This window comes from Bacteroides nordii, assembly GCF_019930665.1.
GTDB lineage: Bacteria > Bacteroidota > Bacteroidia > Bacteroidales > Bacteroidaceae > Bacteroides > Bacteroides nordii.
In genome coordinates this window covers 635,704-651,973 of the sequence record NZ_CP082886.1, presented here as the reverse complement: position 1 = coordinate 651,973, position 16,270 = coordinate 635,704, and the positions used below count along the sequence as shown (strand labels likewise).

The 16,270-nt window shown below is 38.8% G+C and carries 10 protein-coding genes and 1 other RNA gene; 2 read left to right on the top strand and 9 right to left on the bottom strand.

Annotated features, from left to right (window positions below; translation table 11 throughout):
• Positions 1-116 precede the first annotated feature (116 nt).
• The gene (locus tag K8P02_RS02420) at positions 117-554 is read right to left on the bottom strand and encodes a hypothetical protein (protein WP_025867412.1); all 438 of its coding nucleotides are present in this window, start codon (positions 552-554) and stop codon (positions 117-119) included.
• An 80-nt stretch (positions 555-634) separates the two neighbouring features.
• Complete coding sequence (locus K8P02_RS02415) at positions 635-3,301, bottom strand: transglutaminase-like domain-containing protein (RefSeq protein ID WP_223381936.1); 2,667 nt, start codon at positions 3,299-3,301, stop codon at positions 635-637.
• A gap of 259 nt (positions 3,302-3,560) precedes the next feature.
• On the opposite strand from K8P02_RS02415, the gene K8P02_RS02410 reads away from it, so the two are divergent.
• The gene (locus K8P02_RS02410; protein WP_002559705.1) at positions 3,561-3,698 is read left to right on the top strand and encodes a hypothetical protein; all 138 of its coding nucleotides are present in this window, start codon (positions 3,561-3,563) and stop codon (positions 3,696-3,698) included.
• 320 nt (positions 3,699-4,018) lie between these two features.
• Here K8P02_RS02410 and rsgA read toward each other — a convergent pair whose 3' ends face one another.
• The 5 genes from rsgA to K8P02_RS02385 all read right to left on the bottom strand — a co-directional run bounded on the left by rsgA (position 4,019) and on the right by K8P02_RS02385 (position 11,051).
• Positions 4,019-5,074 carry a ribosome small subunit-dependent GTPase A gene (gene rsgA, locus K8P02_RS02405; protein WP_007484487.1) on the bottom strand — a complete coding sequence of 352 codons (1,056 nt, stop codon included), beginning with the start codon at positions 5,072-5,074 and terminating at the stop codon, positions 4,019-4,021.
• Entirely contained in the window at positions 5,071-5,883 is an 813-nt protein-coding gene (locus K8P02_RS02400) for a class I SAM-dependent methyltransferase (protein ID WP_025867411.1), read from the bottom strand. The genes rsgA and K8P02_RS02400 overlap by 4 nt, the downstream gene beginning before the upstream one ends.
• A gap of 244 nt (positions 5,884-6,127) precedes the next feature.
• Positions 6,128-7,219 (bottom strand): DNA polymerase IV, encoded by a 1,092-nt coding sequence (gene dinB, locus K8P02_RS02395; protein ID WP_122201304.1) that lies wholly within the window; start codon positions 7,217-7,219, stop codon positions 6,128-6,130.
• 83 nt (positions 7,220-7,302) lie between these two features.
• The gene (locus K8P02_RS02390) at positions 7,303-8,196 is read right to left on the bottom strand and encodes a response regulator transcription factor (RefSeq protein WP_223381934.1); all 894 of its coding nucleotides are present in this window, start codon (positions 8,194-8,196) and stop codon (positions 7,303-7,305) included.
• A 125-nt stretch (positions 8,197-8,321) separates the two neighbouring features.
• Complete coding sequence (locus K8P02_RS02385; RefSeq protein ID WP_223381932.1) at positions 8,322-11,051, bottom strand: ligand-binding sensor domain-containing protein; 2,730 nt, start codon at positions 11,049-11,051, stop codon at positions 8,322-8,324.
• 503 nt (positions 11,052-11,554) lie between these two features.
• Here K8P02_RS02385 and K8P02_RS02380 point away from each other — a divergent pair.
• Positions 11,555-13,048 (top strand): IMP dehydrogenase, encoded by a 1,494-nt coding sequence (locus K8P02_RS02380; RefSeq protein WP_025867410.1) that lies wholly within the window; start codon positions 11,555-11,557, stop codon positions 13,046-13,048.
• 366 nt (positions 13,049-13,414) lie between these two features.
• Here K8P02_RS02380 and ssrA read toward each other — a convergent pair.
• Positions 13,415-13,811: a transfer-messenger RNA gene (ssrA, locus tag K8P02_RS02375) on the bottom strand.
• Positions 13,812-14,107: 296 nt separating this feature from the next.
• Positions 14,108-16,255, bottom strand: a complete 2,148-nt coding sequence (locus K8P02_RS02370) for a glycoside hydrolase family 97 protein (protein ID WP_002559672.1) — start codon at positions 16,253-16,255, stop codon at positions 14,108-14,110.
• Between the last annotated feature and the right edge of the window lie 15 nt (positions 16,256-16,270).

Below are 16,270 nucleotides of genomic sequence, written 5' to 3'. Positions count from 1 at the left end.
TTTAGATTGACAGTTATATTCTCGTAAGAATGAAAAAGAAGGCAGTACACACCCGACAGAAAGCTGAGAAAGTATAAAAATTACTTACTCTGCAAATAGATGGAATAGTGAATTGGCTAAATAAGAATATGAGCTAACGTATAGATATAGTATCCACACGAATACTTCATGCAACTGGTACTGCAAGGTAAATTTCTGTACTTGCTCTCGGGTAACTGAACACTGAGTGCACTAAGAATCTGTATAACAGTAGTTGGCTTATTAAATTTCAGTAGCTTAAACGGTGCCACATTCCTTGAACCGGAGAGGCTGGAAAGAATCCCGTCACAAACCTTATAATCAGATGATTCATCATGAAATACAGAATGCGTATCTCTGACACAATCATTATCTGTCCTGGAAGATAGAATACAAGCAGACTTTACAGATTGAGGGGTATCACCTACCCGGACTTCAATTTCATTCTGAAGCCCGGATAATTCTTGTCCGGGAGCCATATTCAGTCCCAATACAAAAAATACACCTATCAATATGTAAAATGCATACTTTATCATAATCGCTGCAAACGTAATAATTATTTTTAATGAAAACACACTCTACACAAATAATTAACTATTATTGCAACTTGTCTTCCCTATAAACCATGCACTACCTTCATCAATTGTTCTCCCAATCCAATAGTATATCCCTGAGAGACAAAGACTACCCTATTAAATGTATCAGCGATGATAAATATCGGCAATGTTTCGGAATTCGACAATTTCATAGATTCCGCAATTTGCTTTTGAATGCTTCCGTTCACATCCACCCCATAAAGAATAGTAGAAGGTAATCCTGGGAATTCTGCCGGATGGAACTTTTTATGCTGTTCTTCATCGGGGAAAAGAAATACCATTTTACGTCCCCACTTCTCAAAATCGCTACCCAATGCAGCAATATCTTTCAGAGCATGATTGGTAGGCTCCTGCCCTGCGCCCAGTATACCCACAACAAAGTAACCACGTCCACAAGCTTGCAAGATACTTTGCACATCACTACCCTCTACCGGACGATACATAGACTCAGAATTAAAATTACCGATAACCTGCACCTGAGTTTCACTTTGCCGCATTGTCAAAGCAGTCGTTGTCACCTGGTCTTTCTCTACATTGAAGAAAGAGAGATTAGCAAGTACAGAACCATTGGCAAGGCGGGTCCCTGTGGTAAGCATATAATAACCGGCATCCAGTCGTGTACCATTCTTCAACAGATTTTCCCAGGAAGTAGTACCTTCATCATAGTTCAACAGATGAAAAGTACCCTCTTTAAAACGTGACAGTGTAAAATGAGAGTAATACTTGGGATTATCGAGTGACCGGATAGGCTGATAAATGGCTTTTACAACACCTGAAGGTGCCAGGGTCTGTTCGGCCACCTCAAAATCCACATCGAAGGTTTCTCCATTCTTCAATCTGTTATTAGCAAAATCTTTATATTGTATTTTTCCTGTCACCTCGTCTATCCAGGCAGGAATACCTAAAGCACGTGCCAGCGCTACAAAGAAAATATCCCGTGATTTTTCATCAGCTACCGATGCTTTCCATACACCTGCAGGCGACATAGGAATACGTTGTGAATTCAACTCATTATTAATAGCAATATTCTTTTTGCACCAAGCTACCAATGCCTGCGGATTTTTTCGATAGTGTTCCACCTCATTAGCTGAAACTGCTTTCTGGAAAAACTCTTTATAAGGAGTCAGCATTTCATTTGCTATCCGCGGATTGAGAATAGAGGAATAATAATATTCTCCGCAATACCCGGCAACGGAATGGCGGAAATGATCTTCCAACACTTCCGGTGTTACATCGCGCAAATCCTTATCTGAAACCAACCTGAGCAAACTAAGTGCAAGCTCTGCATTCTTCTCTTTGGCAGCAACCGAAAGAAAATCGGTCAATGTCTGATGATTTCCTCTCGAAGCAACCAACAGACGAGATACAGACTCAGCATCCATAGCATACTTACGAGCAAATGCCACTCCTTGTTCTTCTGTGACAAAGGTAGCCACATATGCATTACGAATAGAATCTTCCTGTGCCATACGACGATTGTTTTCTGCCCGCTGTTCCGGAGTTACTTCAGGCAAATCCGTACCTTCGGCAGGAGGAACAATATCCAGTGTCAGTGAATACGTCTCACCCGGTTTCTTATCAAGGACAAGTATCAGTTCATTCTCTTTTCCAAAAGATAGTTTACCGAATCCGAAATTATCTCCTTTTGAAGCCCACACCAACATATCTCCTTTACCGGCTGTCAATGAAACCCGACCGGCGTCATCTGTACGTTTAGTAGCTACTGAGTAGAACTCGGCATAATTGTATACCTTAAACTCCACTTTAGCCTCCGATACAGGATTACCACCGGCGTCTATCACCGTAACAACTGCTTTTGCCGTAGGAGCATAGTTCTCAATAACATTAATTTCAGTATAGTTGGGTGTTTCATACATGATTTCTTCTGCTCCTTTATAACGTCCAAATACTTTTGTATGCATCAGCATCCCCCGGCTGGCTGGTGCGTTAAACCATCCCAAATTCAAGACAGGCTCCGGTTCGCAAGCTCCGAAAAAATACCATTTACCATCTGCCCAAGCCTCTACCCAGGCATGATTATCATCTGTGTGTGCCCAACGCGGAGTATATACCTGCCGGGCAGGAATCCCCACCGCCCGAAGTGCAGCTACGGTAAAGGTAGACTCCTCACCACAACGTCCGTAAGCCGTCTTGACAGAAGCTAACGGTGAACTGGTACGGGCATCACTCGGACGATAAACCACTTTCTCATGGCACCAGTGATTTACTTCAAGAATAGCATCCTGCATCGAAAGTTTTTTAATGCGTTCTTTCAGCTCACCATAAAACACACTACGGGAATTATCCAGATTTTCATTATTCACCCGGACAGGAAGTACGAAATGACGAAAAACATCTTCTGGGATCTTCTTTCCCCAGGGCATCTCTTGCCGGGCCTGCTCAGACAAACGGATATTTTCCAGATAATAGTCTCCCGAATAGTCAGTGATATCTCCTATAGGCATATAAGCATACAAAAACATCAACGCTTCCCGTTCTGCAATAGTCAACGTAGAATCATTAAAGATAGCAAACAAATCACCCAAAGGAAGTTGTAATTGTTTTATTCCGAAATCAGCTTTCACCTGGTTACGATATGCTTCCTCCTTCAGGAAATGAGTCTCACCACAGGATAATAAGAAAACAGCCAACAAAAGGCACGAGAAAAAGTGAATCGATGTTTTCATTTTATTTCTATATTATATAATAAGGCACAATCAAAATCCGCTCAACTGGAATAGTATCATAGAATACAAAGTTATGTAATATATTTGTAATATCCACTTGTCATTTCGGTCTCTTTTAAGAAAAAAGAGGGTGAAAAGCATATTTTTTATGTTGCACAACATGTTTTCCGTGAACTTTTCGTATCTTTGCAGTGTTAATAGAGAAAACAAGATGTAAAACCGCTCTTCAAAACGTGGAGGGCAAAAAAAGATGAAGATTATGAAAAAGAATGCAAATGAAAAAATTATGATGTTGCAGTATCGTATTAAACGTTATCATGCAATGGGAAACGGAACAATGTGCCAGACTTTGAATGGCCAACTTCAAAAACTGCTTTCAAAGCAGATTGCCATGTAAACACACCACTATATTATATGTAACAAAAGCGAAGAGTCAAATTGGTTCTCCGCTTTCTTTTTATCTATACAATTCATTTACCTGAAATTCATCGGTTAATTCCAGGCTATAATCAAAATTATCTCCTAAATCTATGTCTATATTGAAATAAAAGAGAGGGTGTGTCAATAAAGTAAATTAACCATCATTAAAGCGCAGATTAACGCTAATTTACACAAAGATTAAATTAAATCCGCGGTCATTTGTGTTAATCTGCGTTTCTAAAGTTACATATTGATAGCTTTCTCAGACTTTTGACACACCTTCTCTTTAAATAAAAATTAGAAATTAACCTTACGCTTCTTTACTTCTTCCACTAGTTTCGCAAAAGATTTATCCTTTCTACGTTTTTCATGTTCCGAAGCGGAGAAATGCCAAGCTTCCCGTCGAAGTTTCAAATAACTCTCATAAATTTTATGGTCTAATACACCACGGTTTACTGCTTCTAAAACGGCACATCCTGGTTCATTTATATGTCTGCAATCTCTGAAGCGACACATATTCGCATAATCAGAGATTTCCAAAGCTTCTATAAGTGAATCGGAATTATCAATAGCTAAACCAAATTCCCGGATTCCCGGAGTATCGATTAAAACTCCAGATTCGTCCATTAGCACCATTTCCCGCCGGGTTGAAGTATGCCTTCCTTTTCCCGTGGCCAAACTTACACCAGACGTAAGCAATACCGTTTTTCCGTATAATGCATTAACCAATGAACTTTTTCCGACACCTGAGGAACCGACAAATACAACCGTTTCACCTTTTGATATCGATTCCCGTAATTGTAGAATAGTCTGAGATTGGTAGATACTGGTAAAAAATACCGGTATCTGACGAACAATATGTTTCATTTGCTCATCAACTTTCCGCTTATCAAAATCACAATCTGCTTTATTAAGTACCAATACAGAATTAATATTTTCTTCCAATAGTTGAACCATAAAGCGTTCGATTCTGCGAACATTGAAATTATTATCAAGACTTTGCACGATAAACGCTTTATCAATATATGAAGCAATAGCTTGCTTATCCGCAACTGTTCCACTTTTCCTGCGATACAATGTCCGTTCACGAGGTAACATATCAACTATAATCCCTTTATTATCATCGAACGGTTGAAATATTATCCAATCGCCAGTACAAGGTAATTCAAAATCCGATTTTCCATACATCATATTTCCTGTGAGTTCACACTGAAATAGTCCATTCTCAGAAATAACTTCATAACAGGTACGGTGTACAATGGATATTCGTCCATGAGTAAAAGTGCTATATGTTGATTTTTGTTTCAATTGGTTTAATCTACTATTCCAACCATAATTATTTAAATTAATCATTGTCTTATCTTTTTAGCGATGAAAAATACATAACCATAGAATTCTTTATACTTACGGTACAGTTCTTCTTCAACAGATTGAAGTGCACTAAATTCTTCGGCTGTTTCATTTCCTGCATATTTATTAAGAAAAATCTCCTGGGCTGCAATTTTCAGAGCAAAGTAATGTTCTGTCCAGCAATTTTCCGGCAGAATAAATGTAGCAACAGGAAGATATCCCGCTTTACATATTTTGGCTATTTGGTGAGGAATTGTATCTATCTCAGGATATGCATCCATCCAGAATTTATTGATTTCCGCTGGGCGCTCATCTGTAAACCACGAACTTTCAGAAATAGCAATATACCCTCCTGTTTTCAAATACTTGCGCCACTCATTCAGTCCACGCTCAAAGCCAATATTATATATGGCTCCTTCCGACCAAATCATATCTAATTCTTCATTTTGAAAAGGAAGATTATCCATTGAACCCACAATACCTTTTACCCTGTCTTGCAAACCCAACTGCCTTGCATTACGATTGAAAATCTCAATAAAATTAGGAAGAAAATCAAGCCCGATAATCTTCCCCGGAACATTTTGAGCCAATACCATTGTCTGACCACCTGTTCCACAACCAATATCGGCAATAAGAGATTTATCATTGAGGTTATCCGTAAAACCCAATGCTTTCAGTGTTACTTCAGGACTTCCAGGTCCTTGTCGTTCCATATTGGAAAAAAAATCACAGATTAAATTAAGTTCGAAATCGTGAATTGTTTTATTTTCGTTACTCATTATCTTAATATATTTTACGTACACGGAAAGCATAACAATGCCTTCATCATTGTACGTAGATTAAACATGAATTATAATAATAGAAAACCACTCTCGAAAAGGGTTATCCGAGAGCAAACGAAAGGACAATCTGTATCAGAAATACAGATTGTTTATAAAACCAAATCCGATTTAAAAGTCATTGTCATGCTGCAAAGATATATAATATTCTGTTTTACAGCAAATTTATTACCTATAAAATGTATTATCATCACATTATATATCTACTTTGTAATCCTTATCCCCAGTCACTAAATTCAAAACTAAGTTGTTCCCACACTCCGTGTTGCTCTTCCATTTCATCTTTCGGATTGGAAACAGAAAGTCCTATCAACCGAATAGGGTGATGTTCATAATCCACCTCTTTTAATAACTGTTTTGCTAAGGGAAGAATCTTATCCAAATTCATCAGTTCATTAACCTGGGTGATACTACGCGTTATCTGACTAAAATCATGAAACTTAATCTTTAACGTCAGTGTATTTCCTCTAAATTCCTTTCGATGTAATCTCTCTACCAGCTCCACTGCCACATGATACAGTTCAATAATAACTGAAGAGTGTAAAGAGATATCTTTCTCTAATGTTCGTTCGCAACCAATAGATTTACGGATGCGAATAGCTTCTACCGGGCGAAGATCTACTCCACGGGCAAAATCATAATACAATGTACCAACCTTACCAAACTGCCGGATAAGCATTTCCACCGAACATGTGCGTAACTGTAATCCATTATGAATACCCAAAGAATGCATTTTTTTAGCGGTCACTGGCCCTACTCCCCAAAATGATTCAATAGGCAGAGTAGCTATAAAATCCATTGCCTGATCCGGATGAATGGTACACAAGCCGTCGGGTTTACGATAGTCCGAAGCAATCTTTGCCAAAAATTTATTGTAAGACACGCCGGCGGAAGCTACCAGGTTCAATTCTTCCCGAATACGTTTTTTAATTTCACAAGCTATATCTACAGCAAGCCGGATTCCTTGTTTGTTCTCCGTCACATCCAGGAAAGCCTCATCCAGTGAAAGTGGTTCAATGATATCCGTATAATCATGAAATATTTCATGTATCTGACGTGATACGGATTTATACACTTCCATTCGTCCGGGAACAAAGATCAATTGTGGACACAAACGCTTGGCTTTTTGCGATGCCATGGCCGAACGTACCCCATAACGACGAGCCTCATAGCTGGCAGCCGCCACTACACCCCGTTCTTCCGAATGCCCTACAGCAAGCGGTTTGCCACGCAGTTCCGGATTATCCCGCTGCTCTACGGAAGCATAAAATGCGTCCATGTCAATATGAATTATTTTTCGCTCCACAATCTTTTGTTTCGAGGATCAAATATAAGAAAATCCGCATATATCCTAATAGGATTTACACGGATTTTCATTTCACTAACCTCCGGTTATAAACTATTCACAAACTTTTTGGGCGATTCCCCGTAATACTTCTTAAAAACCTCCCGGAAGTATTTCGGATCACTAAAACCTGTAAGATCTGCTACCTCGGCTACCGTATATTTTTTACTCATCAATAGAATCAACGCTTTATTCAGCTTCACCGTACGAATGTAGTCGGCCGGTGCCTGATGAGTGATCGATTTGATCCTGGTATAAAAACCGGACCGGCTCATATTCATTTCAGCACTAAGCATATCCACATTAAAATCGGGATTGGAAAGATTCTCCTCCACGAGCCTCCGTACTTTATCAAGAAAATTTTGTTCATCTCCGGAGAAAGCATCTTCAAGATCGGATTTAGACTCATCTTTACCACCAAGTACCAATGTTATATATCTTTTTCTTATAATCCGGCGATTAAATATTAAGTTGTTTATCTCTACCCGCAGGCGAGATATATCGAGAGGCAACGCCAAACAACAATCTGCCACTCTTTGAGAATCATCTCCCACATTCACAGGATCTTTGAATAGAATAACAGGAATATGAGCAGTTTTCACATCAGATTTTATTTGAAGACAAAGTTTTTCTCCCGAAATCATATCAAAAGCCTCAGCCAAAAGTACAACCTCCGGTCGTTCTTTACGTATTACATCACAGATAGACTCTGCTTTAGATACCGTATAAACATTGTATTCTTCTGATAACACCTGTATTAAGAATGAACTGAATTCTCGATTTTCTTCCACCAACAGGATAGAATGCTTCTCTCGATTTTCTCTTTCTGAAAACTTCCCGTAAACGGTGTCTCTCAACAAAAAAGCCTCCTCATCCGGATGTTTTTTATAAGTAGAAAATGAAGTTCTGAATAATGAAGTAACTGACAATGAATCCTGCACACTTGAGAATTTTCTGAAAACGATAGGGAAAGTAAGAATGACAGATGCTTTTTTATTTTTGTTTGAACAGAAAAGAATTTTTCCTTTATGTAATTGTATTAATCTACGGATTAGCAACCAACTTATTACGCCAAATGAGTAAGTTTCCTTCCCTTTTTTGTGATATAGCATTTTTTTTTAACACAGTCATTATCTGTAAATTCTAATTTAATTTTCCAGTTTCGCAAAGTATATACAGTAACTATTTCGATACTTTCTCCCTCATTCATACAATCAACTATCATTTCTAATAGCCCCTGTAATATGGCCGTCATCTTTTCTTTATCAATCCAAACATGTGCAAAACCGGGGGTTCCTTCCCAATGCAATTTTATTTTTTTCTGCTTTACAGAAGAAGATATGGATTCTATTGTTTCACCCAAGTAAGTATTCAACTCTGTTTCGAGTAAAGAGAGCCGTCGGGGATGAGAAGTTATACGCCCAACAGTAACTAAATTAGTAAACATACTATCAATACCTTTGATCTGTTGCAAAATATTTTTAAGAGTATCCGAAGAATACTGCCGACATAGATTTTCCAATGGATTTTTAATCAATGTCAATGGCATACACACATCACGGGCGGCACTAACAAAGACTTTCACTGTTTCCCTGGATAAGTTTCTCTGTCTCCATACCAACCAAAGATAAACAAACAGAAATCCCAATAACACGATCAATATGCCATAGCATAAAAAAGCCCCTCTCGTTTGCCACAAGGGGGGATGTATGATGACCCGCATATTTCTTTGTGAAATCGGATTACCATTCTGCGCGGATACTGCCCGCACAGACACCAGATGTTCTCCCGGAGTAAGATTGGAAAAAGAAATAAGATTTTTTCGGGTAGGTGGAGTCCACTTCCGGTTATTTAATTTCCATGAATACAGAATCAATTCAGACGCATCATAATTTATAGTAGCAGCTGTAAATGAGAATGTATTTTGATCATAACCCAAATTCAACACTTTCGTATAATTCAGAGCATGGTTTAGGGGAGTATTCTTCGTGGTAGTAGTAATCAGCTGATGTAAAATACTAAAATTATCCAAATACAGATATGGATGAATACCATTCAACGAAAATGATGCCTGTTTATCAAACCGGAATGCTCCCATAGAGGTGCCCAACATTAAAATTCCGTCCCTCAAAGAACTTCCGGAAGTAAGATTGTCAATTCCTCCCAATAATAAATGAAATTCCTTATTCGCCGGATTAAAATTATAAAGTTCTTTTCCGGTTCCTATCAACATACAATCTCCATCCGGTACAATCAAAGAAATGTCACGAATGTATTCACTGGCATAAATTTCAGTCTGATCCTCTTCCTGATTTATAATTAATAACCCCTTCCCCCCTGTACCAACATAAAGCTTTCCATATTCATCCTGATAGAGTGAACGGATAAAAGGTTGTGAAGACACAGGCAAGTTAATCCTTTTCCATTCCTGAGTTTTCCCATTTAGTAAATATAACCCACAGTCAGTACCTATCCATACATAAGTATCGTCTTTTGGAAAAACTACATTGGCAGATATTGCATCAGCAAATTTATCCCCTATTTCCATTTCATCTTTACGAATCAGAAATAATCCATGCATATAGTTGGCCACACAAATATCTCCCGAAGGCAATTCACAAAGAGAGGTGTATAACTTACAAGGTAAGTTTGATGTCAGCTCCTGCCACTGATGAGTCTCAGGAGAATAACAACAAACTCCCTTATCGGTAGCAAACCAAATATGCCCTTCCGAATCCCTCAGCACAGCATTTACCCTGTCATTAAGTAGCGATTGATTATTTCCTTCAATGTGCCTGAACCATTTATATCTTTCCTGACCAGGTGGCGTATACATCGTTATTCCATCCGGAAAATCAGCAACCCATAGGCGTTGGTATTCATCCACATACAAATCGGCAATTCGATTACTGCGGATACCCATTTCTTTTCCAATATCAGTATCGAGAAAAGGAGTGATCTGATAATTCTCCATATTCATTTGAAAAACTCCTACTCCATCGGTAGCAATCAGAAGATTATCCTCTCCCAATAACTTCAGGTTATTTACCCGAAGATCCTTCCAGCTTTTATGAGAACAGAGTAGTTCATTATTATCGCAATCAAAAATATTTATCCCTTGCGACCGGTCAACAATGACAAGATTATGCCACTTGGGAGAGTAAAACAGATTATATATCTGCTTACAGTGTCCTCCCGACAGTTCCTGAGAAATATCTGTAATACTCTCATCCAACAAAGAAAAAGAAAAAACACCCCGATCAGAGCTGAGATAATACTGACTATTCCCCACAGGCAATATTCCTGTTATATACCCAAAAGGGTGCTGTATCCGACGTACGGCCTTGGTAGGTAAATAGCAGACATACAATTCATCTTTGCTACAAAACCAAAAATTATCCAAACTATCAAGAGTTAGAAACATAAACGTTCCTTCCATATGCTTTCGAAAGTCAGAATAACCTTCAAAACGGTCACAGCTCCTGTTATAGGATAACAAATAACCATCTCGCGTAAGCACCCACAATTCTTTTTTACTATCAGTAAAAAGTTCGCTATTAACTGAATAAAAGTCAATCGAGTCGTTATCAGCCTGTAAATCATAGTGTTTCAAAGAAGTGCCATCATAGCGATTTATCCCGTTATAAGTCAAAAACCACATGTATCCGCACACGTCTTGCTGAATTCGGAAAATAGACCGGTTATCTGTTTCTCCATTTCCTGATACGTGTTTACAGATGCCGGCATTACACACTAAGCCATACATCATTATAACAATAAATAATGCATATTTCATTTTTTATAAAATTTAAATTGAAAGAAAGTAGTTTGTAAAAATCAGAAACTATTCAGCAGACTTTAAAAAGAAGTAATGCTGCCCTATTCACAGCGTGAGTAGGTGATCTTATTTTACGTGCTCCTTCACGATTCAAATCCTGCCCCTTCATGGTATAGGAATTAAACAAACGAAATACTATTTATATTCTTATATCAATCTTATTGATCAGACATTGAGTATAATGGAGATGAGGGAAACGCACAAAATCAATCCGACTGATATAACAACGAATTATACATTCAAATTGTTTAGCAGACTCCGAAAATATTGAAAAATAGAAAGTAAAAGAGTAATTATACAAACTAAAAGAACAATATAAAGATCAAGAAAAGAGAAAATGATGCATAGAAGAGTGAAGCATTCACGACAAGAAAACAGATATAAAAATAAAAAAAGTTCTCCCATACCTTTGAATCTCAAAAAAATGAGTAATTTTGCATGCCATAAAAATAAAAATTCTTATGGCAATCTACGTAGAAGAAGTTTCCAGAACTTTTGGTGAATACTTACTTATTCCCGGTCTTACTACCAAGCAGTGTGTCCCCTCTAATGTTTCATTGAGAACACCGTTGGTAAAACACAATGTGGGTGCACAGTCGGCAATCGAATTGAATATCCCTTTTGTTTCAGCAATCATGCAATCTGTATCCGGCCCTGAACTGGCTATTGAATTGGCACGTAACGGAGGCCTTTCTTTTATCTTTGGTTCACAACCCATTGCCAGCCAGGCAGAGATGGTGCGAAAAGTGAAAAAGTTTAAGGCTGGTTTTGTCACAAGCGATTCAAACCTGACACCGGAACATACGTTGGACGATGTACCCCGCCTGCTTGCACAAACAGGGCATTCTACTATTGGTATTACAGACGATGGTACCCCGAATGGCAAACTATTAGGACTCGTTACCAGCCGTGACTATCGCATATCAAGAGATGCACGCGACAAAAAGATCAAAGATTTCATGACTCCTTTTGAAAAACTGATTGTAGGTGAAGTAGGGCTTACACTAAGTGAAGCCAATCAGATAATCTGGGATCATAAACTCAACACCCTTCCTATCATTGATAAAGAACAACATCTGGCTTATTTCGTCTTCCGTAAAGACTATGACAGCCATAAAGAGAATCCCAATGAAGTATCCAGCCCGGATAAGAAACTATTGGTAGGCGCCGGAATCAATACCCGTGACTATATGGAACGTGTTCCTGCTCTGATAGAAGCCGGTGTAGATGTACTTTGTATTGACTCTTCAGATGGTTACTCGGAATGGCAGTATGAAACACTGAAATGGATCAAAACAAAATATGGTAACAAGGTACTGGTTGGTGCCGGTAATGTTGTTGATAAAGAAGGGTTCCGTTACCTGGTAGAAGCCGGAGCCGATTTCATAAAAGTAGGCATTGGCGGAGGTTCTATCTGTATCACCCGCGAACAGAAAGGTATTGGACGTGGACAGGCAACCGCTTTGCAGGATGTAGCCAAAGCACGTGACGAATACAAAGCTCAAACGGGTATCTATGTACCTATTTGCAGTGATGGTGGCCTGGTACAGGACTATCATATGGTGCTTGCTTTGGCTATGGGAGCTGACTTCCTGATGATGGGACGTTATTTTGCCCGTTTTGACGAATCTCCTACTAAAAAGTTATGTATCAAAAACAGTTATGTAAAAGAATACTGGGGTGAAGGTTCCAATCGTGCACAAAACTGGCAACGGTATGATATGGGTGGAACAGAGTCATTGAAGTTCGAAGAGGGTGTAGACAGTTACGTACCTTATGCAGGCAAGATGAAAGACAACCTTGCTGTAACTCTGGGTAAAATCAGAGCTACCATGTGTAGTTGTGGTGCTGTCAATATCCCGGAATTGCAACAAAATGCCAAGATCACCATGGTTTCATCAACAAGCATTACCGAAGGTGGCGCACATGATGTGATTCTGAAAGAGAAAGGATAATAATTATCATCTATCATATACACAAAAAAGGTTCATTCAACAAACACTCATTTTGCTAATAGTGTTAATGTGTTTTTTAACACTTTGGATTTACCTTACAAGAGTGTACATTTTAGTTTATCAAGAGTGTACAATATAGTATGGCAAGAGTGTACAATTAACACTCACATAGGTGTACACTCTTGTATATCTTAAAACAGGGTATATATATTAGCTATAAATCAAGCGATTACACAAGAATAAATATTCATATACTATCTTACATCTCTTTTTTAATAAATCTTGTACTTACTTTTTTGATAACCACATATTTGTTGGATGAACATAAAAAAAGAAACCACCCTTAAAAGAGTGGTTTCTTTTTTTGTGTGGAGCTGGAGGGAGTCGAACCCTCGTCCAAACGAGGAAATCATAAGCTTTCTACATGCTTATCTTTGCCTAATTTTTCGTGTAACGGCAGAACCAAAGCCATCAACCATTACCTTATCCTCTTAAGTTTCACCCAAAACGCGAGGCCACTTCAGGCTATCCCCGATGTAACTGCACCACTGAACCGGAATGCTTCGGAGCAACAGCTTCCGAGTGATGTCTCGTCCTGGCACCTGGTGCCTGGATTAAGCTAATCTACTATGATTCGATTAAGCAGCAAGAGCGTAATTAGTTTCGCCAGATAAAATTTTGAGGACTGAGATTTAAGTGCCAATCAACGACGCACTGCATGCTTACTCACTATTTCTGCCCGCTGTCAAATCCAGTCAACCCCAGATATAGTTTTGCAAAGATAGAAAATCTTTTGGTATTGCTCATTATTTTATAGTAAATATTATAACTTTCATTTATTAAAACAGAAAAGAAATCCGTACAAATTAAACAAAATAGTTTTTGTTTTTTAATCAATCAAAGAATAACCAGTGTATTACCTTATAAAAGAAAATTGATCAGGAAGCAATCTGCATTATAAACTCTCTCAACCCAAATCTCTATATAGCAAAAAGCACGAACCTCACGGCCCGTGCTTTTCTTATTGTTAACTTTAATATTAAATGCAGGAAAATTCCCTCATTTAATTTCTTTCAGCCCTTTAAGACTTTCTTTGGTAGCCTCTTTCAGACTTATAGCCACTCCACCGCTGGAAGCCAGCTTTTGTTTCAATAGACTCTTATTAGTCACTACTACTTTACGAATCCGATAACTTTGTGGATTCACATCCCAGTCGGCATCCTTACCATCTTCATAGATAGTAGCTACATACTTCCTGCCTGCTGACAAATAGCGAAAAGGAATAACCGCTGTACGGGGATTTTCATCTGTAATAGCACCGATAAACCATTCTTCACGGTCTTTAGCTTTACGGGCAACCGTAATATAATCTCCCGGTTCAGCCTCAAGATAATGACTGTCTGCCCAATCTACAGGAACCTCTTTTATAAACTGGAAAGCATCCATGAAGCGACGATAATTGGAGGGTAGGTCAGCCGCCATTTGCACAGGGCTCGGCATGGTAACATAAAGAGCAAGCTGCTTAACCAATGTAGTATGTACCCGTTCGTTCTTCTTACCATCACCATAATAACTCAAACGGGTTTCAAAGATACCCGGAGTATAATCCATCGGTCCGCCCTTAAGACGGGTAAATGGAAGGATGGTTGTATGATCTGGATCATTCCCCCCCATTGACTCAAACTCTCCTCCACGGGCAGACTCCTGAGCCAACCAATTGGGATACGTCCGGCATAATCCTGTAGGACGGACAGCTTCATGGCTATTCACCATTATTTTAAAATCGGCAGCACGCTTTGCAACATGAATATAATGATTGTTCATCCATTGTGAAGAATGGTATTCACTACGAGGAATAATATAACCCACATAACCGGTTTTCACCGCATTATATCCGTTGTCTACCATATATTGAAAAGCCTGATCCATCTGCCGTTCATAATCGGCAGCATTAGCCGATGTTTCATGATGCATCATTATACGTACCCCTCTTGCAGCTGCATACTGCTGAAGCTCTTTCACATCAAAATCCGGATATGGTTTATTAAAAAGGAACTGTCTCTCCTTCCGGTAAGAAGCCCAATCTTCCCAACCTTCATTCCAACCCTCTACAAGTACAGCATCAATGCCTTGCTCGGCCGCAAAGTCGATATATTCTTTCACATGAGCTGTATTAGCTGGATGATGACCATTCGGAGATAATGTTTTATAATCTGTAACTCCCGGTTTGGCTTTATAATAATCACTGTATGCCCAAGTTTTACCATCCCCTGTGAACATTTCCCACCACACTCCAACAAACTTCAATGGTTTAATCCAGGAAGTATCTTCAAAACGGCAAGGTTCATTTAAATTCAAAATCAATTGAGAAGCAAGGATATCACGCGCATCATCACTTACAATAATTGTACGCCAAGGAGACTGGCAAGGCAGTTGTAAATATCCTTTCTTGCCCAATTTGTCAGGAGTAAGATGGGCACTAAGACGGAAAGCCTCATCATCTACATTGAGCAACATAGCAGAATAATCTACTAAAGCTGCTTCATGAATATTAATATAAACTCCTCCGGCTGTTTTCATCATCAACGGTGTCTGCACTGTAAAAGAAGTAGCAGGAGATTCATATCCCTTCTTCCTGAGGTTCTTTTTCATACCTTCCTTTATCTCCGAAAGCGGAGCGGTAGTATAAGCAAACTCATTTGTATCATAATCTCCCGGAATACAAAAAAAGGTATGATTACCTGTCAGATTAAATTCTGTCAGTTCATCTTTTACAGTCAGATAATTCAATTCATTCTGTACAGGAAGTTCATAACGAAAACCTAATCCATCATCGAACAGACGAAAGCGTAACAAGAGTGTACGGCTTTGGGGATGCTTCTGCACCAGAGTAACTGCCATTTCATTGTAATGATTCCGAATATGAGCATACTCTCCCCATACCGGTGACCAGGTCTCATCCAACGAACTGTTTTTCACATCTGTTTGTGTAAATTCACCCGACAAAGAAGCCTCTTCCATTTCAAGTCCAAGACGGCTGGACTCAATAATAGTCTTCCCTTTATAGCTAAGTTGATAAGTTGGTACACCTTTTTTGAGTTGTAGCTCCAATACCAGATTTCCATCCGGAGAAACCAACTTTTGAGCAGATACCTGTAAGGCCAACAATGCCAACAGCCCGATTATTCCAATTCGTATCAATTTCATAATGAATTATATATA

Excerpts from the sequence above, each read along its gene's own strand:
- K8P02_RS02380 (WP_025867410.1), top strand. The coding sequence starts at position 11,555 with ATGGCAATCTACGTAGAAGAAGTTTCCAGAACTTTTGGTGAATACTTA.
- K8P02_RS02370 (WP_002559672.1), bottom strand. The coding sequence starts at position 16,255 with ATGAAATTGATACGAATTGGAATAATCGGGCTGTTGGCATTGTTGGCC.
- K8P02_RS02415 (WP_223381936.1), bottom strand. The coding sequence starts at position 3,301 with ATGAAAACATCGATTCACTTTTTCTCGTGCCTTTTGTTGGCTGTTTTC.
- K8P02_RS02410 (WP_002559705.1), top strand. The coding sequence starts at position 3,561 with ATGAAAAAGAATGCAAATGAAAAAATTATGATGTTGCAGTATCGTATT.
- K8P02_RS02400 (WP_025867411.1), bottom strand. The coding sequence starts at position 5,883 with ATGCTTTCCGTGTACGTAAAATATATTAAGATAATGAGTAACGAAAAT.
- rsgA (WP_007484487.1), bottom strand. The coding sequence starts at position 5,074 with ATGATTAATTTAAATAATTATGGTTGGAATAGTAGATTAAACCAATTG.
- K8P02_RS02420 (WP_025867412.1), bottom strand. The coding sequence starts at position 554 with ATGATAAAGTATGCATTTTACATATTGATAGGTGTATTTTTTGTATTG.
- K8P02_RS02385 (WP_223381932.1), bottom strand. The coding sequence starts at position 11,051 with ATGAAATATGCATTATTTATTGTTATAATGATGTATGGCTTAGTGTGT.